Origin of the sequence: Rhizobium sp. RHZ02 (genome assembly GCF_014851575.1) — a bacterium.
GTDB lineage: Bacteria > Pseudomonadota > Alphaproteobacteria > Rhizobiales > Rhizobiaceae > Rhizobium > Rhizobium altiplani.
The window spans coordinates 70,188-89,795 of the sequence record NZ_JACUZX010000020.1; the positions used below are offsets into that span (position 1 = coordinate 70,188).

18 protein-coding genes are annotated in these 19,608 nt (G+C 60.6%); 10 read left to right on the top strand and 8 right to left on the bottom strand.

The annotated features are described in order from the left end of the window. The first annotated feature begins 63 nt into the window (after positions 1–63). On the top strand, positions 64–951 hold the full coding sequence (locus tag IB244_RS23110; protein ID WP_192305756.1) for a helix-turn-helix domain-containing protein: 888 nt from the start codon (positions 64–66) through the stop codon (positions 949–951). Here the strand turns inward: IB244_RS23110 and IB244_RS23115 are convergent. Next, positions 948–1,703 (bottom strand): IclR family transcriptional regulator C-terminal domain-containing protein, encoded by a 756-nt coding sequence (locus tag IB244_RS23115; protein WP_018856632.1) that lies wholly within the window; start codon positions 1,701–1,703, stop codon positions 948–950. The two genes, IB244_RS23110 and IB244_RS23115, sit on opposite strands and share 4 nt — an antisense overlap. Positions 1,704–1,887: 184 nt before the next feature. Between IB244_RS23115 and IB244_RS23120 the strand changes: the two genes are divergently transcribed. The 3 genes from IB244_RS23120 to pcaF are packed head-to-tail and all read left to right on the top strand — an operon-like array spanning position 1,888 to position 4,514. Further along, entirely contained in the window at positions 1,888–2,595 is a 708-nt protein-coding gene (locus IB244_RS23120) for a 3-oxoacid CoA-transferase subunit A (RefSeq protein WP_169680117.1), read from the top strand. Further along, positions 2,592–3,296: a 3-oxoacid CoA-transferase subunit B gene (locus IB244_RS23125; RefSeq protein ID WP_113161389.1), complete on the top strand. Its 705-nt coding sequence runs from the start codon at positions 2,592–2,594 to the stop codon at positions 3,294–3,296. The genes IB244_RS23120 and IB244_RS23125 overlap by 4 nt, the downstream gene beginning before the upstream one ends. 12 nt (positions 3,297–3,308) lie before the next feature. Beyond that, positions 3,309–4,514 carry a 3-oxoadipyl-CoA thiolase gene (pcaF, locus tag IB244_RS23130; protein ID WP_192305758.1) on the top strand — a complete coding sequence of 402 codons (1,206 nt, stop codon included), beginning with the start codon at positions 3,309–3,311 and terminating at the stop codon, positions 4,512–4,514. A gap of 66 nt (positions 4,515–4,580) precedes the next feature. Here the strand turns inward: pcaF and IB244_RS23135 are convergent, their stop codons facing one another. The 5 genes from IB244_RS23135 to IB244_RS23155 form a co-directional block, all read right to left on the bottom strand. After that, positions 4,581–5,375 carry an SDR family NAD(P)-dependent oxidoreductase gene (locus IB244_RS23135; RefSeq protein WP_192305760.1) on the bottom strand — a complete coding sequence of 265 codons (795 nt, stop codon included), beginning with the start codon at positions 5,373–5,375 and terminating at the stop codon, positions 4,581–4,583. A 94-nt stretch (positions 5,376–5,469) separates the two neighbouring features. Beyond that, positions 5,470–6,201, bottom strand: coding sequence for a glutathione S-transferase (locus tag IB244_RS23140; RefSeq protein WP_192305762.1), 732 nt, complete (start codon positions 6,199–6,201; stop codon positions 5,470–5,472). A 27-nt stretch (positions 6,202–6,228) separates the two neighbouring features. After that, complete coding sequence (locus IB244_RS23145) at positions 6,229–6,543, bottom strand: plasmid stabilization protein (RefSeq protein WP_192305764.1); 315 nt, start codon at positions 6,541–6,543, stop codon at positions 6,229–6,231. Between the two features lie 114 nt (positions 6,544–6,657). Next, positions 6,658–6,831 carry a hypothetical protein gene (locus IB244_RS23150; RefSeq protein WP_192305766.1) on the bottom strand — a complete coding sequence of 58 codons (174 nt, stop codon included), beginning with the start codon at positions 6,829–6,831 and terminating at the stop codon, positions 6,658–6,660. Between the two features lie 250 nt (positions 6,832–7,081). Then, positions 7,082–7,333: a DUF2934 domain-containing protein gene (locus IB244_RS23155; RefSeq protein ID WP_192305768.1), complete on the bottom strand. Its 252-nt coding sequence runs from the start codon at positions 7,331–7,333 to the stop codon at positions 7,082–7,084. Positions 7,334–7,578: 245 nt separating this feature from the next. Between IB244_RS23155 and IB244_RS23160 the strand changes: the two genes are divergently transcribed. From IB244_RS23160 to IB244_RS23175, 4 genes are all read left to right on the top strand, one after another. Continuing rightward, the gene (locus IB244_RS23160) at positions 7,579–9,042 is read left to right on the top strand and encodes a phospholipase D-like domain-containing protein (protein WP_192305770.1); all 1,464 of its coding nucleotides are present in this window, start codon (positions 7,579–7,581) and stop codon (positions 9,040–9,042) included. Between the two features lie 94 nt (positions 9,043–9,136). Continuing rightward, the gene (locus tag IB244_RS23165) at positions 9,137–9,967 is read left to right on the top strand and encodes an endonuclease/exonuclease/phosphatase family protein (RefSeq protein ID WP_192305772.1); all 831 of its coding nucleotides are present in this window, start codon (positions 9,137–9,139) and stop codon (positions 9,965–9,967) included. Between the two features lie 142 nt (positions 9,968–10,109). Continuing rightward, positions 10,110–11,183: an alpha/beta hydrolase gene (locus IB244_RS23170; protein ID WP_192305774.1), complete on the top strand. Its 1,074-nt coding sequence runs from the start codon at positions 10,110–10,112 to the stop codon at positions 11,181–11,183. A 154-nt stretch (positions 11,184–11,337) separates the two neighbouring features. Continuing rightward, positions 11,338–11,619, top strand: a complete 282-nt coding sequence (locus tag IB244_RS23175; protein ID WP_192305776.1) for a type II toxin-antitoxin system ParD family antitoxin — start codon at positions 11,338–11,340, stop codon at positions 11,617–11,619. Positions 11,620–12,407: 788 nt separating this feature from the next. Here the strand turns inward: IB244_RS23175 and IB244_RS23180 are convergent. Then, positions 12,408–13,250 (bottom strand): class I SAM-dependent methyltransferase, encoded by an 843-nt coding sequence (locus tag IB244_RS23180; protein ID WP_192305778.1) that lies wholly within the window; start codon positions 13,248–13,250, stop codon positions 12,408–12,410. Positions 13,251–13,379: 129 nt separating this feature from the next. On the opposite strand from IB244_RS23180, the gene IB244_RS23185 reads away from it, so the two are divergent. After that, positions 13,380–15,395, top strand: a complete 2,016-nt coding sequence (locus tag IB244_RS23185) for a transcriptional regulator (RefSeq protein WP_192305780.1) — start codon at positions 13,380–13,382, stop codon at positions 15,393–15,395. 229 nt (positions 15,396–15,624) lie between these two features. On the opposite strand, the gene IB244_RS23190 is transcribed toward IB244_RS23185, so the two are convergent. Then, a complete protein-coding gene (locus tag IB244_RS23190; protein ID WP_192305782.1) occupies positions 15,625–16,647 on the bottom strand; it encodes a LacI family DNA-binding transcriptional regulator in 1,023 nt (340 codons plus the stop codon). Between the two features lie 182 nt (positions 16,648–16,829). On the opposite strand from IB244_RS23190, the gene IB244_RS23195 reads away from it, so the two are divergent. After that, positions 16,830–19,598: a glycoside hydrolase family 2 protein gene (locus IB244_RS23195; RefSeq protein ID WP_192305784.1), complete on the top strand. Its 2,769-nt coding sequence runs from the start codon at positions 16,830–16,832 to the stop codon at positions 19,596–19,598. The last annotated feature ends 10 nt before the right edge of the window (positions 19,599–19,608 follow it).

A 19,608-nucleotide genomic window follows, 5' to 3' on the forward strand; every position in this document is an offset into this window, starting at 1 on the left:
ATCAACAATGGACAAATCCATCATGAAATTGCACAAAGCGAACATCGGGTGATGGAGGCAGGAATGGTAAGGATTGTGCCGACCTACGAGCTCTACGGCGAGAGTACCGGCAAAAAGCCGGAGTTTTGGCTGCACTGCGAAACAATTCCCGCCCGCAGCAGCCTGCATCATTTCGAGATCCGGCCACATCGCCACGACAGTTTCTTTCAGATATTGTACATCGATAGCGGCTCCGGCGAGGCAATGTTCTCAGGCGCCTGGCACCCGATCGAAGGTCAGTCGGTCATTACCGTTCCCCCCGGCCTCGATCACGGTTTTCGTTTCTCCAGGGACATCGACGGCGTCGTCATCACGGTGTTGAGCTCGCATCTGAAGGCCATCCCCGGCGACCGCAGCCGGCTCGGCGAGTGGATGGCATCGCCGCATCTGACCAGGCTCGACATGGACGATGAGGGGGCGCGCTACGTGGCTGCCTGCCTGAAGCGGCTCGGACGCGAATTCGCGCAGCGCAAAAGCGGGCGCAACGACCTGCTCGAGTCCTACCTGACGTCGGCATTGTTGCTGACCGCGCGTCTCTCCTCTGAAAGACAGGACGACGAGGCGGCTGCCGACGAGAATGAACGTCGCATGGAGCTGCTGCACGGCCTGATCCAGCGGCATTTCAAATCGCATCAGCCGGCAGCTTTCTATGCCAGGGCGCTCGGCATCTCGCCGACCCACCTGAACCGGATCGTACGCGCCACGAGCGGTTACGGTGCGCATGAGTTGATTGCCCGAAAGCTCCTCGATGAGGCAAAACGCGAGTTGGTCTTCACCTTTGGCAGCGTCCAGGAGATCGCCTACCGGCTCGGGTTTTCGGACCCGGCCTATTTCTCGCGCTTCTTCCTCAAACAAGCCGGCCAGACGCCTCGATCATGGCGCATGGCGGAGCGTGCGAAGCTTGGTGCCTAGCGCAGCACGAGGCTGAGCGCCTTCTGTGTCTCTCGAAGGAGCGGCAGGTAGCGAGCCGGCATTTCCGCGGCTGGCGCATGGGCTGCAGGCGCGCCGATATTGATTGCCGCCACCGTCTGCCCGCGATCGTTCTCGACCGGAACTGCAATGGAGCAGAGGCCGATTTCCAGTTCCTGGTCGATCACGGCGTAACCCTGATCGCGCACACGCCGAAACTCCGCCATCAGTTCCTCGACGTCGGTCTTGGTGTTTGGCGTATTTTGCTTGAGGTCGGTGCGGGCAAGGACTGCCCTGGCCTCGGCCTCCGGCAGCGCTGACAGCAGGACGCGACCCATGGAGGCACAGAAGGCGGGAAGGCGGCTGCCCGGCGTCAGGTTGATCGACATGACACGCCGCTGCGAAGCGCGGGCGATATAGACGATCTCCGTGCCATCGAGCACGGAGGCGGATGCGCTCTGCCCGGCTTTTTCCGACAATTGATCGAGATGCGGCTGGATGAGGACGGGCAGGGGCGTTGCCGAGAGATAGGAGTGCCCGAGCCGCAGGATCTTGGGCGTCAGGGCGAAAAACTTGCCGTCATATTCGGCATAGCCGAGTTCGGCCAGCGTCAGCAGCGACCTGCGCACCGTGGCGCGGTCGAGGCCGGTCAGCTTCGCGGCGTCGGCGATCGAAAGCCGCTGGCGGGTCTCCTCGAACGCCTCGATGACCTTCAGTCCTCTGGCAAAGCCGCTGACAAAATCAGTTTCTCGCATGGTTCCTCCTTTGCTCGCGAGGTTATTGCCGGATCCCGGTCAGAATGCCATTCGCCACATTATTTTGTGCGATATACGAACAAATGTCAAATACCGCACAAAATGCCTTGCCCACCCTGCCTCCGCGTTTTATCCATCGGTGAAGGGCGCAGAGGAGCATCTCGCCGGCAAGGAGTGATCCAGCATGGACAAGACTATCGGGAGCACGGCTGAGGCCATCTCCGAAATCGGAGACGGAGCAACCGTCATGATCGGCGGCTTCGGCGGGTCGGGCGCACCTATCGAGCTGATCCACGCCCTGATTGACAAGGGGCCGAGGAACCTCACGGTGATCAACAACAATGCCGGCAACGGCCGCATTGGGATTGCCGCGATGATCGACGCCGGCATGGTGAGGAAGATGATCTGCTCCTTCCCGCGCTCGTCCGACCCGCGCGCCTTCACGGACAGGTATCTTGCGGGAGAGATCGAGCTGGAGCTGGTGCCTCAGGGAACGCTTGCCGAGCGCATCCGCGCTGGCGGCGCCGGCATCCCGGCCTTCTACACGCCGACGGGTTACGGCACCGAACTTGCCGAGGGCAAGGTCATCGCTGAATTCGACGGCCGGCATTATGTGCAGGAGCGCTGGTTGAAGGCGGATTTCGCCATCGTCAAGGCCCATGTTGGCGACACCCACGGAAACCTCACCTACAACAAGGCGGCGCGCAACTTCAATCCGCTGATGTGCATGGCGGCGGGCAAGACCATCGTCCAGGTTTCCAGCATCGTTCCCGCCGGCGGCATCGACCCCGAGCATGTCGTCACCCCCGGCATCTTCGTCGACCGTGTCGTCGAGGTCGCCAATCCCGCCCAGGAAGAAGAGCTCGTTCGAGCCGGAGTGGTCTATCAATGACCGTCGATATCAGCATCATCAACACCCGCGAAGACATCAAGCTTTCCAATGCCAGCATCGCATGGCGCGCAGCCCAGGACATTGCCGACGGTGCCTATGTGAACCTCGGCATCGGCTTTCCGGAAATGGTGGCACGCTATCAGCCGCCAGGCCGCCAGGCGATTTTCCATACGGAGAACGGCATCCTCGATTTCGGCGAGGCACCGCCCGCCGGGGAGGAGAACTGGGATCTCATCAATGCCGGCAAGCGGCCGGTGACGTTGAAGCCCGGCTCGGCCTTCTTCCACCATGCCGACAGTTTCGCCATGGTTCGCGGCGGCCATCTCGACGTCGCGATCCTCGGCGCCTACCAGGTGGCGCAGAATGGTGACCTCGCCAACTGGAGGGTCGGCGCCAAGGGCGTGCCGGCGGTCGGTGGCGCCATGGATCTCGTGCACGGCGCCAAGCAGGTCTGCGTCATTACCGAGCACGTCACCAAGAACGGCGAGCCGAAGCTTGTCGACAAATGCACCTTCCCGCTGACCGGGGTCGGTTGCATCACCCGCGTCTATACGAGCCATGCCGTGATCGACATTGTGGAAGGCCGTTTCGTGTTGCGCGAGAAGCTTGCCGCCATGACGGTCGAGGAATTGCAGGCGATGACCGGCGCGCCCCTCTACATCGACGGTCCGGTTGCCGATCTCGTCGTCCCGGAACTCTAAGGGAGAAGCCTGATGACCGAAGCCTATATCTGTGACTATATCCGCACCCCGATCGGGCGCTTCGGCGGTTCGCTGTCAGCGGTTCGCGCTGACGATCTCGGCGCCGTGCCGTTGAAGGCGCTGATTGAGCGCAACGGCAATGTCGACTGGGAAGCGGTTGACGATGTGATCTTCGGTTGCGCCAACCAGGCCGGCGAAGACAACCGCAATGTCGCTCGCATGTCCTCGCTGCTGGCGGGCCTGCCGGTCTCGGTGCCAGGTACGACCATCAATCGTCTCTGTGGTTCTGGCATGGACGCCATCATCGCGGCTGCGCGCGCCATCAGGGCAGGCGAAGCCGAACTGATGATTGCAGGCGGCGTTGAAAGCATGTCGCGCGCGCCCTTCGTCATGCCGAAAGCGGAAACGGCATTCTCCCGCCACGCAGAGATCTACGACACGACGATCGGCTGGCGTTTCATCAATCCCCTGATGAAGAAGCAGTACGGCGTCGATTCCATGCCGGAGACCGGCGAGAACGTCGCCGAGGACTACAAGGTCTCGCGCCAGGATCAGGACGCCTTTGCGGTTCGAAGCCAGGCCAGGGCCGCGGCCGCGCAGGCCAATGGCCGGCTGGCAAAGGAAATCACCTCCGTCACCATCCCCCAGCGCAAGGGCGATCCTGTCATCGTGGAGAAGGATGAGCATCCGCGCGCGACGACAATGGAAGCGCTTGCCAAGCTTGCCACACCCTTCAAGAAAGAGGGCGGGACAGTGACAGCAGGCAATGCCTCCGGTGTAAATGACGGCGCTGCCGCCCTGATCATTGCCAGCGAAGCTGCTGCCAGAAAGTATGGACTGACACCGATCGCCCGCATTCTGGGCGGAGCGGCTGCCGGCGTGCCGCCGCGCATCATGGGTATCGGCCCGGTTCCGGCATCGCGCAAACTGATGGCACGGCTTGGCATGACGCAGGATCAGTTCGACGTCATCGAACTCAACGAGGCATTCGCCTCGCAGTGTCTGGCGGTTCTGCGCGAACTCGGCGTAGCCGACGATGACGGCCGTGTGAACCGCAACGGCGGCGCCATTGCGCTTGGCCATCCGCTCGGCATGTCCGGCGCGCGCATCACGGGGACGGCTGCAATGGAACTGCGGGAAGCCAGTGGGCGCTACTCGCTGTCGACCATGTGCATCGGCGTCGGGCAGGGGATTGCCATCGCGCTCGAGCGCGTCTGATTTCCATCGCAGAACGAAAACGGCGCGGAGATCGTCCGCGCCGTTTTTCTTTGTGCAAGCCAACGCTTACGGCATCAGCTGGCCGCCATTGACCTCGATGATCTGGCCGGTGACGTAGCCGGAAAGCGTCGGCGATGCCAGGAAGAGATAGGCGCCGACGCAATCCTCCGGCGTGCCGACGAAACCCATCGGAATCGTCTTGCGTTGGAGCTCCATCTGTTCGTCGTTGGTGTAGCGCTCATGGAACGGCGTGGCGATGACGCCCGGCGCCACCGCGTTGACCCGAATGCGGTCAGGAACGAACTCCTTGGCATGGCCGCGCGTGATCGTCGAGACGAAGCCCTTCGATGCCGCATAGAGCACGGCACCATTGCCGCCACCATTGCGGGCGGCGATCGAGGTCGTGTTGATGATGAAGCCGCCCTGCTTCTTCAACCATGGATGGGCAGCGCGCGTTGCAGCGAGAACCGAGCGGGCATTCAGATCCATGACCTTCATGTAGTGCTCGTCGGTATATTCGGCGGTTGGCTTGCGACCGAGCATGCCGCCGGCATTGTTTACCAGCCCGTCGAGATGCCCGAAGGTTCTGGCCGTCTCTTCGACGACACGTTCCGTCTCGCCCTCTTTCGACACGTCTCCGTGAACGAGGTGCACGGTTGCGCCGGCTGCCCGGATTTCGTCGGCAAGCGCTTCGGCGGGCTCCCGGCTCGCATTGTAATGAATGCCAACCTTCATGTCCTGCACGGCAAAGGCGCGGGCGAGCGCTGCACCGATACCGGTCGAGGCGCCAGTGATCAGAACCGCCTTGCCGGCGAGGTCCGGGATTTTGATGGATGCAAGCAATTGAGCAAGATTTGCCATGGCAGCGATGGCCTCCGGGAATGTGACGGGACGGTTTGGGGCGAGTTGCGGGGAGCTTATCAGCCTCCCTCAACCCGGGGCAATGCCATATCCGCTATGGCGCGAGATCAAGCTCCGGATAGTGCCGAAAAATTCCGTCCTCGTTGAAGGCAAGCCGGCGGTCCGACTGTAGGTAGGCGGTAATGTTCGGGCGCCTGGCGACGGCATCGTGCAACGCGATCAGCCCCGGATAGTCGGCCGCATAGGCTTTCATCGCTTTTGGAAAGGCATATCGCAAGCCCTCAATGACCTGAAACAGCGACAAGTCGACATAGCTCAGAGCATCGCCAACGATATGGTGCGGCCCCTGAGGGTTTTGTTGCAGCACCTGCTCGAAGTAGCCGAGGAACTTTGGAATGCGCTCGCTGATAAAGGCGGCGGAGCGGGCTTTTGCCGCCTCCTTCTGATCCTCATAGTAAAGGGAGGTGGCAATCGGGTGGTGCGTATCGTGCACCTCCGCCACCAGGTCCGTGATGGTCAGTTGCAGCCCGTTGGCGACGCAGCGCAGTTTCTCATCTTCCGGCGCGAGGCCAAGTTTTGGGCCAAGATAGGAGAGAATATTGGCGACATGCGAGACGATGAGCTCGCCGTCCTTCAGAAACGGCGGCGCAAAGGGAATGTGGGGCTCGCGCTTGCTCCTCATCAGGTCCAGCATCGCTCCGGTTCCCATCGCGGGCCCGGATTGCCTGGCGACATCGACATAATCCGCCTGGGCTTCTTCCAGCGCCAGGCGGACAAACTCGCCGCGGCCTTGAATGCCATCCCAATAGTACAGTACATATGCCATGAGCCCCTCCCGGTGGCTTGCTGGAGATCAGTGATGCGCGTGCTGCGCGTTGCGTTTGCGCGTCGCTGCTGCTTTCTTGGCCGAAGCCGAGCGCTCTGCCGCAGAACGCGATGCGGAGGCGGCGCTGCCCTTGCGCCCACCCTTTTCCGATGCCTCGTGGGTATCTTGCTTGCCACGACCGGAGCCGGACTTGTTGCCGCCACCGCTTTCCTTGTTGACCGTCGCCCAGGCCCGCCGTTCGGCCTCCTTGGTGGAAACGCCACGGTCCGCGTAGCCTTCCTCGATATGTTCGGCTTTTCTTTTCTGCTTGTCCGTGTAAGCGGATTTGTCGCCTCTTGGCATGTCTGGCACCTTTTCTGACAGAGAAAAGGGCAACCAACTGACGCTCGAAAAGTTCCAAGGTTCTCGCAAACCCAAAGGGGCAGCAGCTGACGGAAAGTGCGCCGACTTGGTCGCTTACTTGCGATAATATTTGCGCGACAACGCCATCATCTTCTCAAAGGTGGGAAAATGCAGCGGTAGGGCAGAATGTGCATCAGGAAAGAACAGTGCAACGAGATTGTCGACCGCATAGACAAGGATCAGGGCGAGGGCCAGATAGGCTAACGCGGCAATGACAAGAGCGGTCATTTTACCCTCAAGGCGCGATGCGGAGGCGGCAATCCGCTACGACAAATCTATCAACTTCCAAACCCGATTTTGGTTCCATCGCCGATTGCCGCAGCAGCATTTTTTCTGCGAGGTCGGCGCCATGCGCAGTCATGTATCTTCTTCTCCCTCGACGCACCTTTCGTGCCCCCAGGAACTCAATAGAGCAGAAGCAATGCAGTCATGTGACGAAGGGCATCATTGGCGCCCGCCGTCACAGCGGAAAAAGCAATCACGCCGATTTTCGGCTAGCCGTTTTCCTTGGCGCGGCGACCTTGACGGCGCCGTTTGCGTTTGAAGCGGAGGCGGTGCGTTTGCGCGTCTTCACTTCCTTGCCATCCGGGGAAGCAGCAGACCCTTCGAGCGCTTGACGTTCGGCCCGGGCTTGTTCCCAATGTGCGAACTCCCGTCCCGATGGACGCCCTTCCTCTTCCCAAAGCGCATAGGCACGCTTCCTGATCCACTCTTCGCGAGTTTCTGTCATCGCCGATCTCCAGTCAGTGAGGCCCGTGGTCTAACGCGATACTGGCCTCAGAGTTCCAGAGTAATCGTGCGGTTTCAAGCAATTTTTGACACACTGCAAAAATAAATCTCGCATTGCAGCATTCAGCTGCTGCGCGGTGCGTGCTTCGTGCTTGCCGACGACAGATCTTGCGCCGGCAAAACGGGCGCTTCATGCCCGTGAGTGCGCAATTGAACACTGCAGCTTTGTGTTTATAGTTCAACGCAATGTTTTATCTCATATCGACCTACTGGCCGCATATTCTATTCGTTGTTTCGCTCGCCATGGGCGCCGCGGCAGCGATCCACGCGGCCATGACAAAGGAAGAGGTCCGCGCCGCAATCGGCTGGGTCGGCGTGATCATCCTCTCTCCGATCGTCGGTGCTGTGCTCTATGCGATCGCCGGTATCAATCGTATCCGGCGCGCCTCGCTCAGCCTTCAGCGCGATGCGCTGATCCCCGACGCGGACCTCGATGAGCTCGAAAGCTTCGACGCCGACACGGATATCGTCATCAGCGGCTTTGGCCGGCGTTTCGCTGCCCTCCAGACACTCGGCGACCGCGTCGCCCGCGTTCCGCTCGCAACCGGCAACACGATCGACATGCTGGAGACCGGCGACGACTGCTATGGTGCAATGAAGGCGGCAATCGACAGTGCGGCCCGCAGTGTTCTGCTTGAGACCTACATCTTTGACCGCGACCCGATCGGACTGAGGATCGGCGATTCCCTTATTGCTGCAGTCAAGCGGGGCGTCGAGGTGCGCGTGCTGATCGATGCGGTCGGCGCCCGCTATTCGGTGCCGAGCATACTCGGATATCTTGCAGATGGCGGCGTCACAGTCTCGGTCTTCAACGGCAACGTTATCATGGGGTTGCGTTTGCCCTATGCGAACCTGCGCACCCACCGCAAGATCCTCATCGTCGATGGCCGCGTCGCGCTGACCGGCGGCATGAACATCCGGGCAGGCTTTACCCGCGAAATAGCAGGGGAGGGCTTTGCGCGCGACACCCATTTCAGTGTTACCGGGCCGGTTGTTGCCGACCTCTTCAACGTTGCCGCCGAAGACTGGCGCTTCACGACCGGCGAGATCCTGCAAGGGGAAGCATGGCGAACCGCGATGCCCGAGCGCCAACCGGGAGATCCCGTCTTCATGCGCGTCGTGGCGTCCGGGCCCGACAGAAGCATCGAGACGAACCACAAGATGCTGATGGGCGCCTTCTCCATTGCGCGCAAATCGATCCGCATCATGTCGCCCTATTTCCTGCCGGACCGAGAGCTGATCAGCGCATTGGCGACGGCCGCACGACGTGGCGTCGAGGTTGATATCGTCGTTCCGTCCGTCAACAACCTCGTCCTGGTCGACCGGGCGATGACAGCGCAGTTCGACCAGATCCTCAGCAGCTATTGCCGCATCTGGCGCTCCAGCGGCGCCTTCAGCCATTCCAAACTGCTGTCGATCGACGGGGTCTGGTCCTATGTCGGATCATCCAATCTCGATCCGAGATCGCTGCGGCTGAATTTCGAGGTCGACCTGGAAGTGCTGAATGAAGGCTTTGCCAACGAGATTGACGAGCATATCGACGAGGCCATCAAATCGGCGTCGCCGGTTACGTTGCAGGGGCTGCGTGCGCGACCTTTCGCTGTCCGGCTGCTCGAGAAGGTTCTTTGGCTCGGATCGCCTTATTTGTAGCGGATTTCTTCGGCCTAAAGGCGTGGCAAGTTTCAATAGCCGGCCTATACTCCGGATCAAACCACTTCGACCAACGGAGCGTGAGCAAACTCCGATGCATGCCAAAAAGGACAGTCTGCCCTCAAACATCCTCGCATCGATCCGCAATCGAAAAAAGCGACTGGATGCAGCACATTCGGAGAAGAAGCCGCGGTCGGACGGCACTTTGATTGCCTCTTATAACGTTCACAAATGTGTCGGCAACGACCGGCGTTTCGATCCGGAGCGCACCAGCCGGGTCATCCACGAAATCGATGCCGATGTGATTGCGCTTCAGGAAGCCGACACCCGGTTTGGCGAGCGTACCGGCATTCTCGATCTCGGCCGGCTGGAACGGGAGACCGGACTGATCCCGGTGCCGGTTAACGGCATGGCCAAGGCTCACGGCTGGCATGGCAATGTCGTGCTCTTTAAGCGTGGCCTCGTCCGTGACGTGCACCAGATCAACCTCCCCGGGCTTGAGCCGCGCGGCGCGCTTGTCGCCGAACTCGATCTCGAACGCGGCGGGGCCTTGCGCATCATCGCCGCCCATTTCGGCCTGCTTCGCCATTCGCGCGCACAGCAGGCCAAAATGCTGGTCGAACTGATGGCCGACAAGCGTGAGGTCCCGACCATCCTGCTCGGCGATCTCAACGAGTGGCGGCTCGGTGACCGTTCATCACTGCACACGTTCCAATCCGCCTTTGGCCCGCAGCCGCTGGCCGTACCGAGCTTTCCCGCACGACTTCCCGTTCTCGCGCTTGATCGCATCATGGCAAATCGCAAGGGGGTTGTGACAGCGGTCGAGGCGCACGACACGCCGCTTGCCCGCATTGCCTCCGATCACCTGCCGGTAAAGGCCGTGGTCAATCTGAAGCGCATGGAAGAACTCGCGGCCAAAGCCTAGCCGACATACGACAGAGGCATTACTTTCACACGCCGAAAAGGGTCGCTTCCTAAACCATGGCGAGCTTGACAGGGCCCGTGGTCGTGGCAGGTTTCACCTGTCTCGACAGATGTCCTGAATCGGAGGTTTCGCGGTGCTTGTGATGGAGATTTTGCGGCGGCGGGTCGACATATCGCGCGGGCTTGCGTCCGCGGCGATCATGCGCTCAATAGCGGGACTGACCAAAACATGTCTGGTCGCAAGCCTTGCCGTCGCCTTCTCGGTGTCGCCAACCCCCGCCGGGGATACGCCGGTCCAGACGCAGGTTTCGAAGGACCAGGTCCGCAAGCTCGTCGAAACATGGAAGCACTATTATGCGAAGGCCGACAGCCTGCGCGATCGGCGCAACGCGTTCGAAGACATGATGGAAGCCACCCCCGAGCCGACGCGCGTGCAAATCAGGCCTGTCGATGCAGATGGTGTCGACGCGCAGCTCATCTGGCCGGCAAGGCTCCATCATCCGATCGGCAAGCGCGCCATTCTCTATATCCACGGCGGCGGCTTTTATGGCGGTTCGTTGCGCACGCACCGGGCCATAGCGGGCTCACTGGCCAAGGCGGCGTCCGCCGACGTGCTTCTCATCGACTACAGGCTTGCACCTGATAACCCCTATCCCGCACAAATCGACGACGCGTTGACAGCCTACCGGTGGCTGCTTGGTTCTGGCTATGAGGCCAGCAACGTCGTCGTCGTTGGCGAATCCGTCGGCGGAAACCTCGCGATCGAAGCCACGCTCAGGCAGATGCGGGTCAAGGGACCGTTGCCTGCGGCCGTCGTGGCGATGAGCCCCGTTACGGATCTGGCTGCAACAGGCGCATCGCTGACGGCCAACGCCAGCACCGATCCACTGATCGACGCCGCTCAGCTCGATCTCATGCGCAAGGCTTATCTCGGAACACGCTCGCCCACTGATCCGATGGTGTCGCCCCTCTATGGCGACATGACCGGGTTTCCACCATTGCTTGTCCAGGTCGGTTCGGGCGAGGCATTGTTGGACGATACGCTAAGGCTGGCTGAAAAGGCCCGAAAGGTCGGAGTCGACGTTGAGACCGAAATCTGGCCTGGCATGATCCACCAGTGGCAACTCTTCCCGTTCTGGCTCGATGACGCAAGGCAGTCGAACCAGCGTGTTGCGGAATACGCGATCAAGCATTTCGCCGACAAACCGCGGCCATAGTCTTTACGGCATCGTCAAGACGTCGATGAGGTAGAGCACATCTTTCAGATCGTCAGAGTGTGCAGAATTCTACGGTTTTGGCCTATGGAAGTGCGCTTGGGTCGATGGCATGAACTTTCATACCACGTGATGTGATGGATGCTGGAGGTGTATCGTGGCGACCATCGAGAAAAGAACCATCAGCCTGCCGAGCGATCAGGCAGCGTCTATCGACGCGAAGGTGAGCGCGGGTGATTGTGCTTCGGCGAGCGAGGTGGTCCGCGAGGGTATTCCTGCGCTGAAAGAACGCGATGAGCCGGTCGGGCGCTGGCTCCAGCATCAGGCAGCCCCGAGCTTCGACGCGATGAAGGCCGATCCCGCGCGCGGTGTCAGTGTCGATGATGCGTTCGCCAGCGTGCGCGCCCGTCATGCGGAGCGGGTGAAAGACCAGACGTGAAGTGCCGCACGGTTATATCACCGGAAGCTCGGCCGATCTGCTGTCGCTCTATGCTTGGATTGCGGATGCGACATCCTCCGACATCGCACTTGGCTATATCGACCGCCTGGAAGCCTATGTGCGCGGCTTCGATGTCGCCTCCGAGCGCGGAGCGTTGCATGACGGTATTCGTCCCGGCCTTCGCACGGTTGGGTTCGAGCGGCGTGTGACATCGCGTTCACCGTCACAGACGAGCAGGCCATCATTCTCGGCTTCTATTATGGCGGCCAGAACTGGCAGGGTATTCTCTTCGAGCATTGATCCATGTTTGCGAAAGCGAGAGATCGGCTCATTGAGCTCCGCCGGAGCGGGTTTCTTAACTGCCAGGATCCTCCGCAAGGACACGAGCCTCCAGAATGGAAACGCCATAGGCAGCCATGAGCCACAGACACAAGGCGACACAACGAGGCACAGGCTTCTCTCCAGAGGCAAGCTGGCTTCTGGTTCGTTCGTCAATGCCAAGCAGTTCCTGAATGTCGCTTGCCGACATTCTTGCGACCACCACGGCCGCGCTAAACTCAGACGGTGTCATGTTGCCCCCAGGCGCGATTTCAAACGCGCGAAATCCTGGTTGAGTCTCCTCTCCAATCAGGGGCAGTCTGCCAGCAGCCGGGCTTTCGTTTCCAAGATCAGAGCGTTGTTCCAACTCCAAGCGGGCGGCATCGCCTGGCTCGAAAACAACACGCTCGACCTGACGGCCGAGCATCGGGATATGAAGCCCATGCCCGGCCGGTGTCGGAAGCCTGTGTTCAGAGCCTCGTGACGATGACCTCCAAATATTCGCTTGGCACGACCACGGTGCCGTCATCGGCGCGATTGAAGCGTTCCATGAGCGCCAAAAGGTCGTCGGTCAGTGTATCTCGCGCCGCCGGGTCAAGGGCGGCGAATGTTTTCAGCACTGGACCATAATAGGTCCGGAAGACCTCAAGCCAATGGTCCGGTGACTTGTAGCGGAACACGAACTGCCTGGGCGTTGCCGCGATCGACGCGACGGCTTTCGGGAACAATTCGGCAAGCCGTGCCCGCGAGCCCCAGAGCGCCGGCGAGCGAGCGCCTGACGGAGGCGGCACATGCTTGCCGATCGTCTTGAACATCTGCCCGATGAAACCGTCAGGGGTCCAGTTCGCAAGGCCAACCGAGCCGCCGCGCTTGCAGACCCGAATGAGTTCGGACGCAGCGCGCTCCTGGTCGGGCGTGAACATCACGCCGAAAATCGACAGCACATTGTCGAAGGACTGATCGGCAAACGGCAGATGTTCTGCATCGGCCTCCTGGAAGACGATCGGCAGCCTATCGGCTTTTGCGCGCTCCTGGCCACGTTCGAGCAGCGCCGGAACGTAATCGGTTGCCGTGACCTCGCACCAGCGTCGGGCTGCGGCAAGCGCGCCGTTGCCGTTGCCGGCCGCAACGTCAAGCACCTTCGAACCGGCGCGCAGATCGAGCGCTTCGCAGAGGCTTTCCCCGACAATCTGCAAGGTCGTCCCAACGATTGCGTAGTCGCCCGAGGACCATGCACTTTGTTGCCTGGCCTTGAGCACGCTGAAATCGACGGCGGGCTGAGGATTACTGGCGACGGCCGCAGATGTGGACATTGTTTTCTCCTTGGGTCAGATTGATCAGCCTCATGGTGCGTCTATGGCAACCGTGGTTGGGCACGTGTCGTGCCACGGTCTCTGGCTTAGACAGGGATAGTGGGGGTCGGCGTGGCAGCTGGCGTGGGAATGAGCGTGGAATCGAGCGGCGGGGACGCAAATCAACCCGGAGGCCCGCTCGAGATCCGACTGCTCGGCCCGATGGCGATCCGGCGAGAGGGCATCGATCTGAAGCTCCCCGGCTCCCGGAAGGTGCGATCTCTTCTGGCCTACCTTGCGCTTTCACCGAGGCCGTGCGGCAGGGCGCAGCTTTGCGATCTGTTGTGGGATATCCCCGACGATCCGCGTGGCGAGTTGCGATGGTGCTTGAGCAAGATTCGCACGCTGATCGGGGAACAACGCGTCATTACGAAGGGCGATACCATCAGACTGGATCTGTCGGACTGCTTTATCGATGCGATCGAGGCGACTGCGGCTTATCAGCATGGATTCAAGACGCAGTCACTGGGCCAGTTGCGGTCCCTGGCAGCCCTGTTTGCCGGGGACTTTCACGAAGGATCGAGCGTCGAGCGTAGCCCGGCATTCGAAACATGGCTGCTGTCGCAACGTCGTCGGCTGCGCGACATCCATACAGCCCTTCTCGAGCATATGGTGCAGCGTTTCCCGCCCGAAGAGGCACAAACCTATCTCGATCGCTGGATCCAGCTTGCGCCCTTCGACCTTCGCCCGCACGAATTGCTATTGATGTCCCTTGCCAAGGCGGGTCGTTTTCGAGAAGGCGAGGAGCATCTGGAAGCGACCGCGAAGCTGTTTGATGCCGAGGGTATCAACGAGCGATCGTTGCGCGACGCCTGGCAGACGGCCAGAACCCAGACAGACGAGACCTTCCGGCAGCAGCGCCCAAGCGCCAGCGCTGTGGCTGCATCGTCTCCACCCGAAACCGAAAGCTTGCTCAAGGAGCCTCGGCGCGCATCGATTGCGATCATGCCGTTCAATGAGCTGTCGGCCGTAGCCGCTCCCGGCGGTCCGTCCGATGCATTGGCATACGACATTATCACACGGCTCGCGAAGCTGCGCTCGTTCCATGTAATCGCGCAGGGCACGATGTTTGCGCTGAGGGACCGGCACCACACGGTTGACGAGACAGCACGGCTGCTCGGCGTCGACTACGTGGTCGACGGATCGTTTCAGCGCGTCGGCGACCGCATTATCCTTCGCGTCGAGTTGACAGAGGCAAGAACAGCGCGCATCGCCTGGACGGAGGTCTTCGAGCGCCGTGTGGCCGATACCTTCCTCCTCCTTGAGGAAATCGGCAGCAGGATCGTCGTCTCGATCGAGCGCGAAGTCGAAACGATCGAGAGCAATCGTGCCCTCCTGAAGACGCCGAACTCTCTCGACGCCTGGGAGGCCCACCACCGGGGGCTCTGGCACATGTATCGCTTCACCAAGAGCGACAACGAGCAAGCCCAGCGCTTCTTCGAAAGGGCGATTGGCCTCGACCCCACATTTGCCCGTGCGCATGCGGGGCTCTCCTTCACCCATTTCCAGAGTGCCTTCCAGCATTGGGCGGATCGCGACGCCGAGGCCGAGCTTGCCTATCGAGCAGCGAGCCAGAGCATGATGGTCGATGATCGCGACCCGACGGCACATCTCGCCATGGGCCGGGCGCTATGGTTGAGAGCGTTGCACGATCAGTCCGTCAGCGAGCTGCAACAGGCGGTCGAACTGAGCCCCAGTTTCGCGATCGCGCATTACTCCCTCGCTTTCGTTCAATCCCAGTCCGGGGATCCAGGCGCCGCGATCCTGGCGGCCGATCACTCCCGCGCGCTCAGTCCTTTCGACCCGCTGCTCTTCGGCATGCTTGCAAGCCGAGCGTTGGCTCTCGTGCGCCTCGGAAGCTTCGAGGATGCCGCGGACTGGGGCGTCAAGGCCGCCGCCCGTCCGAATGCTCACGCTCACATTCTGGCGATCGCCGCACTTTGCCTGTCGATCGCGGGACGGCTGAGTGAGGGGAAGTCTTATCTCGCCATGATACACGATCGGTATCCCGCCTATCGGCTGAACGATTTCATCTCGGCATTCCATTTGCCGCCCACTGACCAGGCGCTGTTCCGCCAGGCAGCCCAGCGCCTCGGCTTTGAGTAAGCGGCCCCGGGAACCCACCAAATCACCTGCCGCCGCCCAGCATCGACGATGCGTGAGTTTCAAGCTTGCTGAACGCTGACAATGGAAACCACTTCAGGAAAATCACGGGGCGCGCGCGCGCCAGGGCGCGCGACATCCCGCGATTCCTGATCGACATGATCCCGTTCCTTGGTGGACCGACAATGATCTTCTTCCAAGGTCAAAACGACGAGGCAATGTATCAACCGTATCAAGACTGAGGGGCTGCGATCGAACCGCGTTCAACGAATGGGCACTCGAGCTTGATCCTCTGGGTGGTTCGGTGGGATGAAATACCCTCGTTGTGGTCGAGGAGGGCACCGACGGCCCATCGCGCCATTTCGTCATGGGGCAACAGCACCGTTGAAAGTGGTGGCACCATGTAGGAGGCCAGATCCTCGTCGTCGAATCCCACCACGGAGATGTCTTCGGGCACACGCAGGCCGCGGCTTTTGATGGCATCATATGCGCCGACTGCCATTCGGTCATTGAAGCAGAAGATGGCAGTCGGCGGGTCTTTCCGATCAAGCAATTTGAGGGTCAGTTCGCGGCCGCCATTAACGGTCCATCCTCCCATCAATACCAGCTCTTCGTCGACGGGCACATCCCATGTGGTCAGCGCTTGCCGGTATCCCTTCTCGCGGTCCCTGGCAGCTTCGATCCAGTCCTCGCCCTTCAGGTGCGCGATCCTTCGGTGACCGGCCTTCAGCAGCGCCTCGGTCGCCGCATGCCCGCCGGCGATATCGCCGGGAACGACCGAGGGATGACGCCGATGCTTCTCATAGCAATTCACGAGAACTGTGGGGATGTCGTTCAGCCGTTCCGGGACAACGATCTGTCGGGTCGTCAGGGTGGTATAAAGAATGCCGATGACGTTCAATTCCTGAAGCAGATCGAGAGCCGCGCTCTCGATCCTGGGATCCGAGCGCGTGCAGAAGGTCGCGATCAGGATATCCTGCAGGGCGGCTTCATCGCGCGCGCCCTCGATGAAGGGCATGGCAAACGGTGTTGTGCTGACTTCATCGAGCAGCAGCCCGATAACGGGTCGCCGATGCTCGGGAACATTGTGTCGAGGGCCCTTGCGATAACCAAGCGCTTCGGCCGCTTCCACGACGCGTGATCGAGTCATCTCGGAAACGCGGGGATTGCTGACCCCATTTAATACCAGCGACACCGTTGCCTGTGAGACGCCTGCACGCTGTGCAACGTCAACCATGGTTGCACGCTTGGTCAATGCTTATCCCACTTCATCGATCGGCCCATCCCATTCATCAAATTATAGAAAACCCACTTTTCCGACAACCGTCCACTGTGGGTTTTGCGGGTCCCGAATTTTCCGGCTTGCCAGGTAGTTATATTCTCTGTACCCATAACTAATAATATAACTAATAACATAATTCGCAAGGGAGAGAGTACATGACCGCCCCTGTCACGCCCGCGTTGCCGCTATCCCAGGACGCGCGCAAGCGAATGACACTCGACGGCCTCTGGCAGTTCAAATTCGAAGGGGATGCCGACTGGCGCTCGATTTCCGTTCCATCCGTTTGGCAATCCGAATTTGCCGATCTTCGCGACGCGTTTGGCACCGCAAGCTACCGTCGACAGTTCTTTCTGCCGCAAGAATGGGCGGAGCGCGACATCTCCCTTCACTTCGGCGCGGTGAACTATTTTGCTGAAGTCCTGGTCAATGGTCAGCCTATCGGCAACCACGAAGGAGGCTACCTTCCGTTCTCGTTGACGATTCCGAACAGCATCCTCAAAGCGGAAAATGAGATCGAGGTCTCGGTTACGCTTCCGAGCGCCGACGCGACCAGGTACCCGCAGTTTCCTTTTGCGGAAATTCCGCATGGCAAGCAAAGCTGGTACGGCCCTCTCGGCGGCATATGGCAATCGGTGACGTTGGAGGCGCGTGATACCAGCCACATCAAGCATGCCGAGGTAAGGGCAGACCTTTCCTCGGGTGCCGTTCGCTTCGATCTGGACCTTTCCGCATCCGCAGCAGACGCTGAGGTGCGCGTCGCTGTCTACGGGCCGGACGGAGCCCTGGAGGCGGCGGCAAAGGGATCTGGTCGCACCCTGAGCGTCGTTGTTGGCGAGGTGAAGTCCTGGTCGCCTGATGCACCGCAGCTTTACCGTGCCGACATCAGTCTTTCGGTCGCAGACGCAATCGTCGATGCGACTTCGGTTACATTCGGGTTTCGCACCATCGAGACCAGGGGCGGCCAGCTCTTCCTCAACGGTGCTCCGCTCTACATGCGTGCCGCACTTGATCAGGACTACTATCCCGAAGGCATCTGCACGCCGCCTTCGCTTGAGTTCCTCGTGGACCAGGCGCGCAAGGCCAAGGCACTTGGGTTGAATACTCTGCGCATCCACATCAAGGTTCCCGACCCGCGCTACTACGATGTGGCGGACCGTATCGGTCTTTTGATCTGGACCGAAATTCCGAACGTCCAGACCTTCAGCGATCCCTCGGCCAGGCGAATGCGCGAGACCATGCAGGGAATCGTCAGGCGCGATGGCCATCACCCGTCGATCATCGCCTGGACGATCATCAATGAGGATTGGGGAACCCGTATCGTCGAGAACGCCGATCATCGCCAGTGGCTCGCCGAGACCTACAACTGGTTGAAGACGCTCGACCCGAGCCGTCTTGTTTCGGACAATTCCGCCTGCTTCCCGAACTTCCACGTGAAGTCGGACCTCAATGACTACCACTACTACCGCTCCATTCCGGAACGACGCGAAGAGTGGGACGACATCACCAGGCAATTCGCCGAGGGCGCAGCGTGGACCTATTCTGGCCTTGGCGATGCGCAGTGGCGAGGCGAAGAGCCTCTCATCGTCTCCGAGTTTGGCGTGTGGGGCTTGCCCGATCCCTCGAAACTCCTTCTGGAAGATGGTTCCGAGCCCTTCTGGATGGAAACCGGTGCGACATGGGGTGATGGCGTCGCCTATCCGCATGGCGTTCAAAAGCGCTTCCGCGCGCTCCATCTGGACACCGTCTTCAAGGACTTCGGATCGTTCATCGAGGCCGCGCAATGGTACCAGTTCGCGAACCTCAAATATGAAATCGAGGTGATGCGCGCCCATCCCAAGATCGTCGGCTACGTCATCACCGAATTCACGGACGTTCATTGGGAGGCAAACGGCCTTCTGGACATCAACAGAAATCCGCGTGTCTTCCACGACGACTTCGCGAGCATCAATAGCGACATCGTCGTGATCGCCCGCCCGAATGCCTGGTCTGCCTACGCCGGCGAAGTGCTGGAGGTGGATCTCTCGGTAGCGACCGGTGGCGCGTCCATTCCTGATGGCGCAACGATCCGCTGGACCTACGGGCAGGACGGCGAGCGGGCACTGCCGGCAACGGGTGCCAACGCGGTGGCGAGCGTCGGCATCGTGCCGATGCAAATGCCGGAAACCGACGTCAATCGCACGCTTCGCATCGAACTTGAGGTCCTGTCCAGCGGACGGCGGCTTGCGACCAATGTTCTCGATATCGCGCTGTACGCAAAACGCGACCGAGCCAACCTGCCGAGCATCGCTTCGAAGGATCCGGCGCTTTGCGCTTTTGCGGAGACGCTGGGCTATCCGGTCACTGACCCTGATAAAGCGGAGGTCAATCTGGCGCATGCCCTTGATGAGAGCGACATTGAGGCCATGCGTCACGGCGCGCGCTATCTTGTGATCGCCGATGGCAGCATTCCCACGCACCGCAATCTGCGCAAGGACATTCCTGCCGGCGAAAAGCTCTATCGCGAGATGACCATCGATGAACGGGATATGCCTGTTGGTATCGATCAGCAGCTTCCAGGAATCGGACTGATCGCACGTGAAGGCACGCTATGGCGCGGCGACTGGATTGCCAACTTCAGCTGGATCAGACGCAAAGGTGCGTTTGCTTCATTGCCGGGTGGTCCGTTGCTCGACCTGTCCTTCGAGAAGGTCGTTCCGCATCATGTCATGACGGGCTTCCGCACCTTCGAGTATGCCGGACCGGTCCATGGCGGGCTAGTCATTGGTTGGGTCCACAAACCCGCGGTCACCATCGCTGAACGACGTGTCGGGCGCGGCAATCTCGTTGCAACGACCTTCCGGTTGACGAGCCACCCGGCCGGCACCGATCCGGTCGCTGCTGCCTTGTTCGATGCCATGATCGCGACCGTCAATCAGAGCAAATGAACGAGCTGAG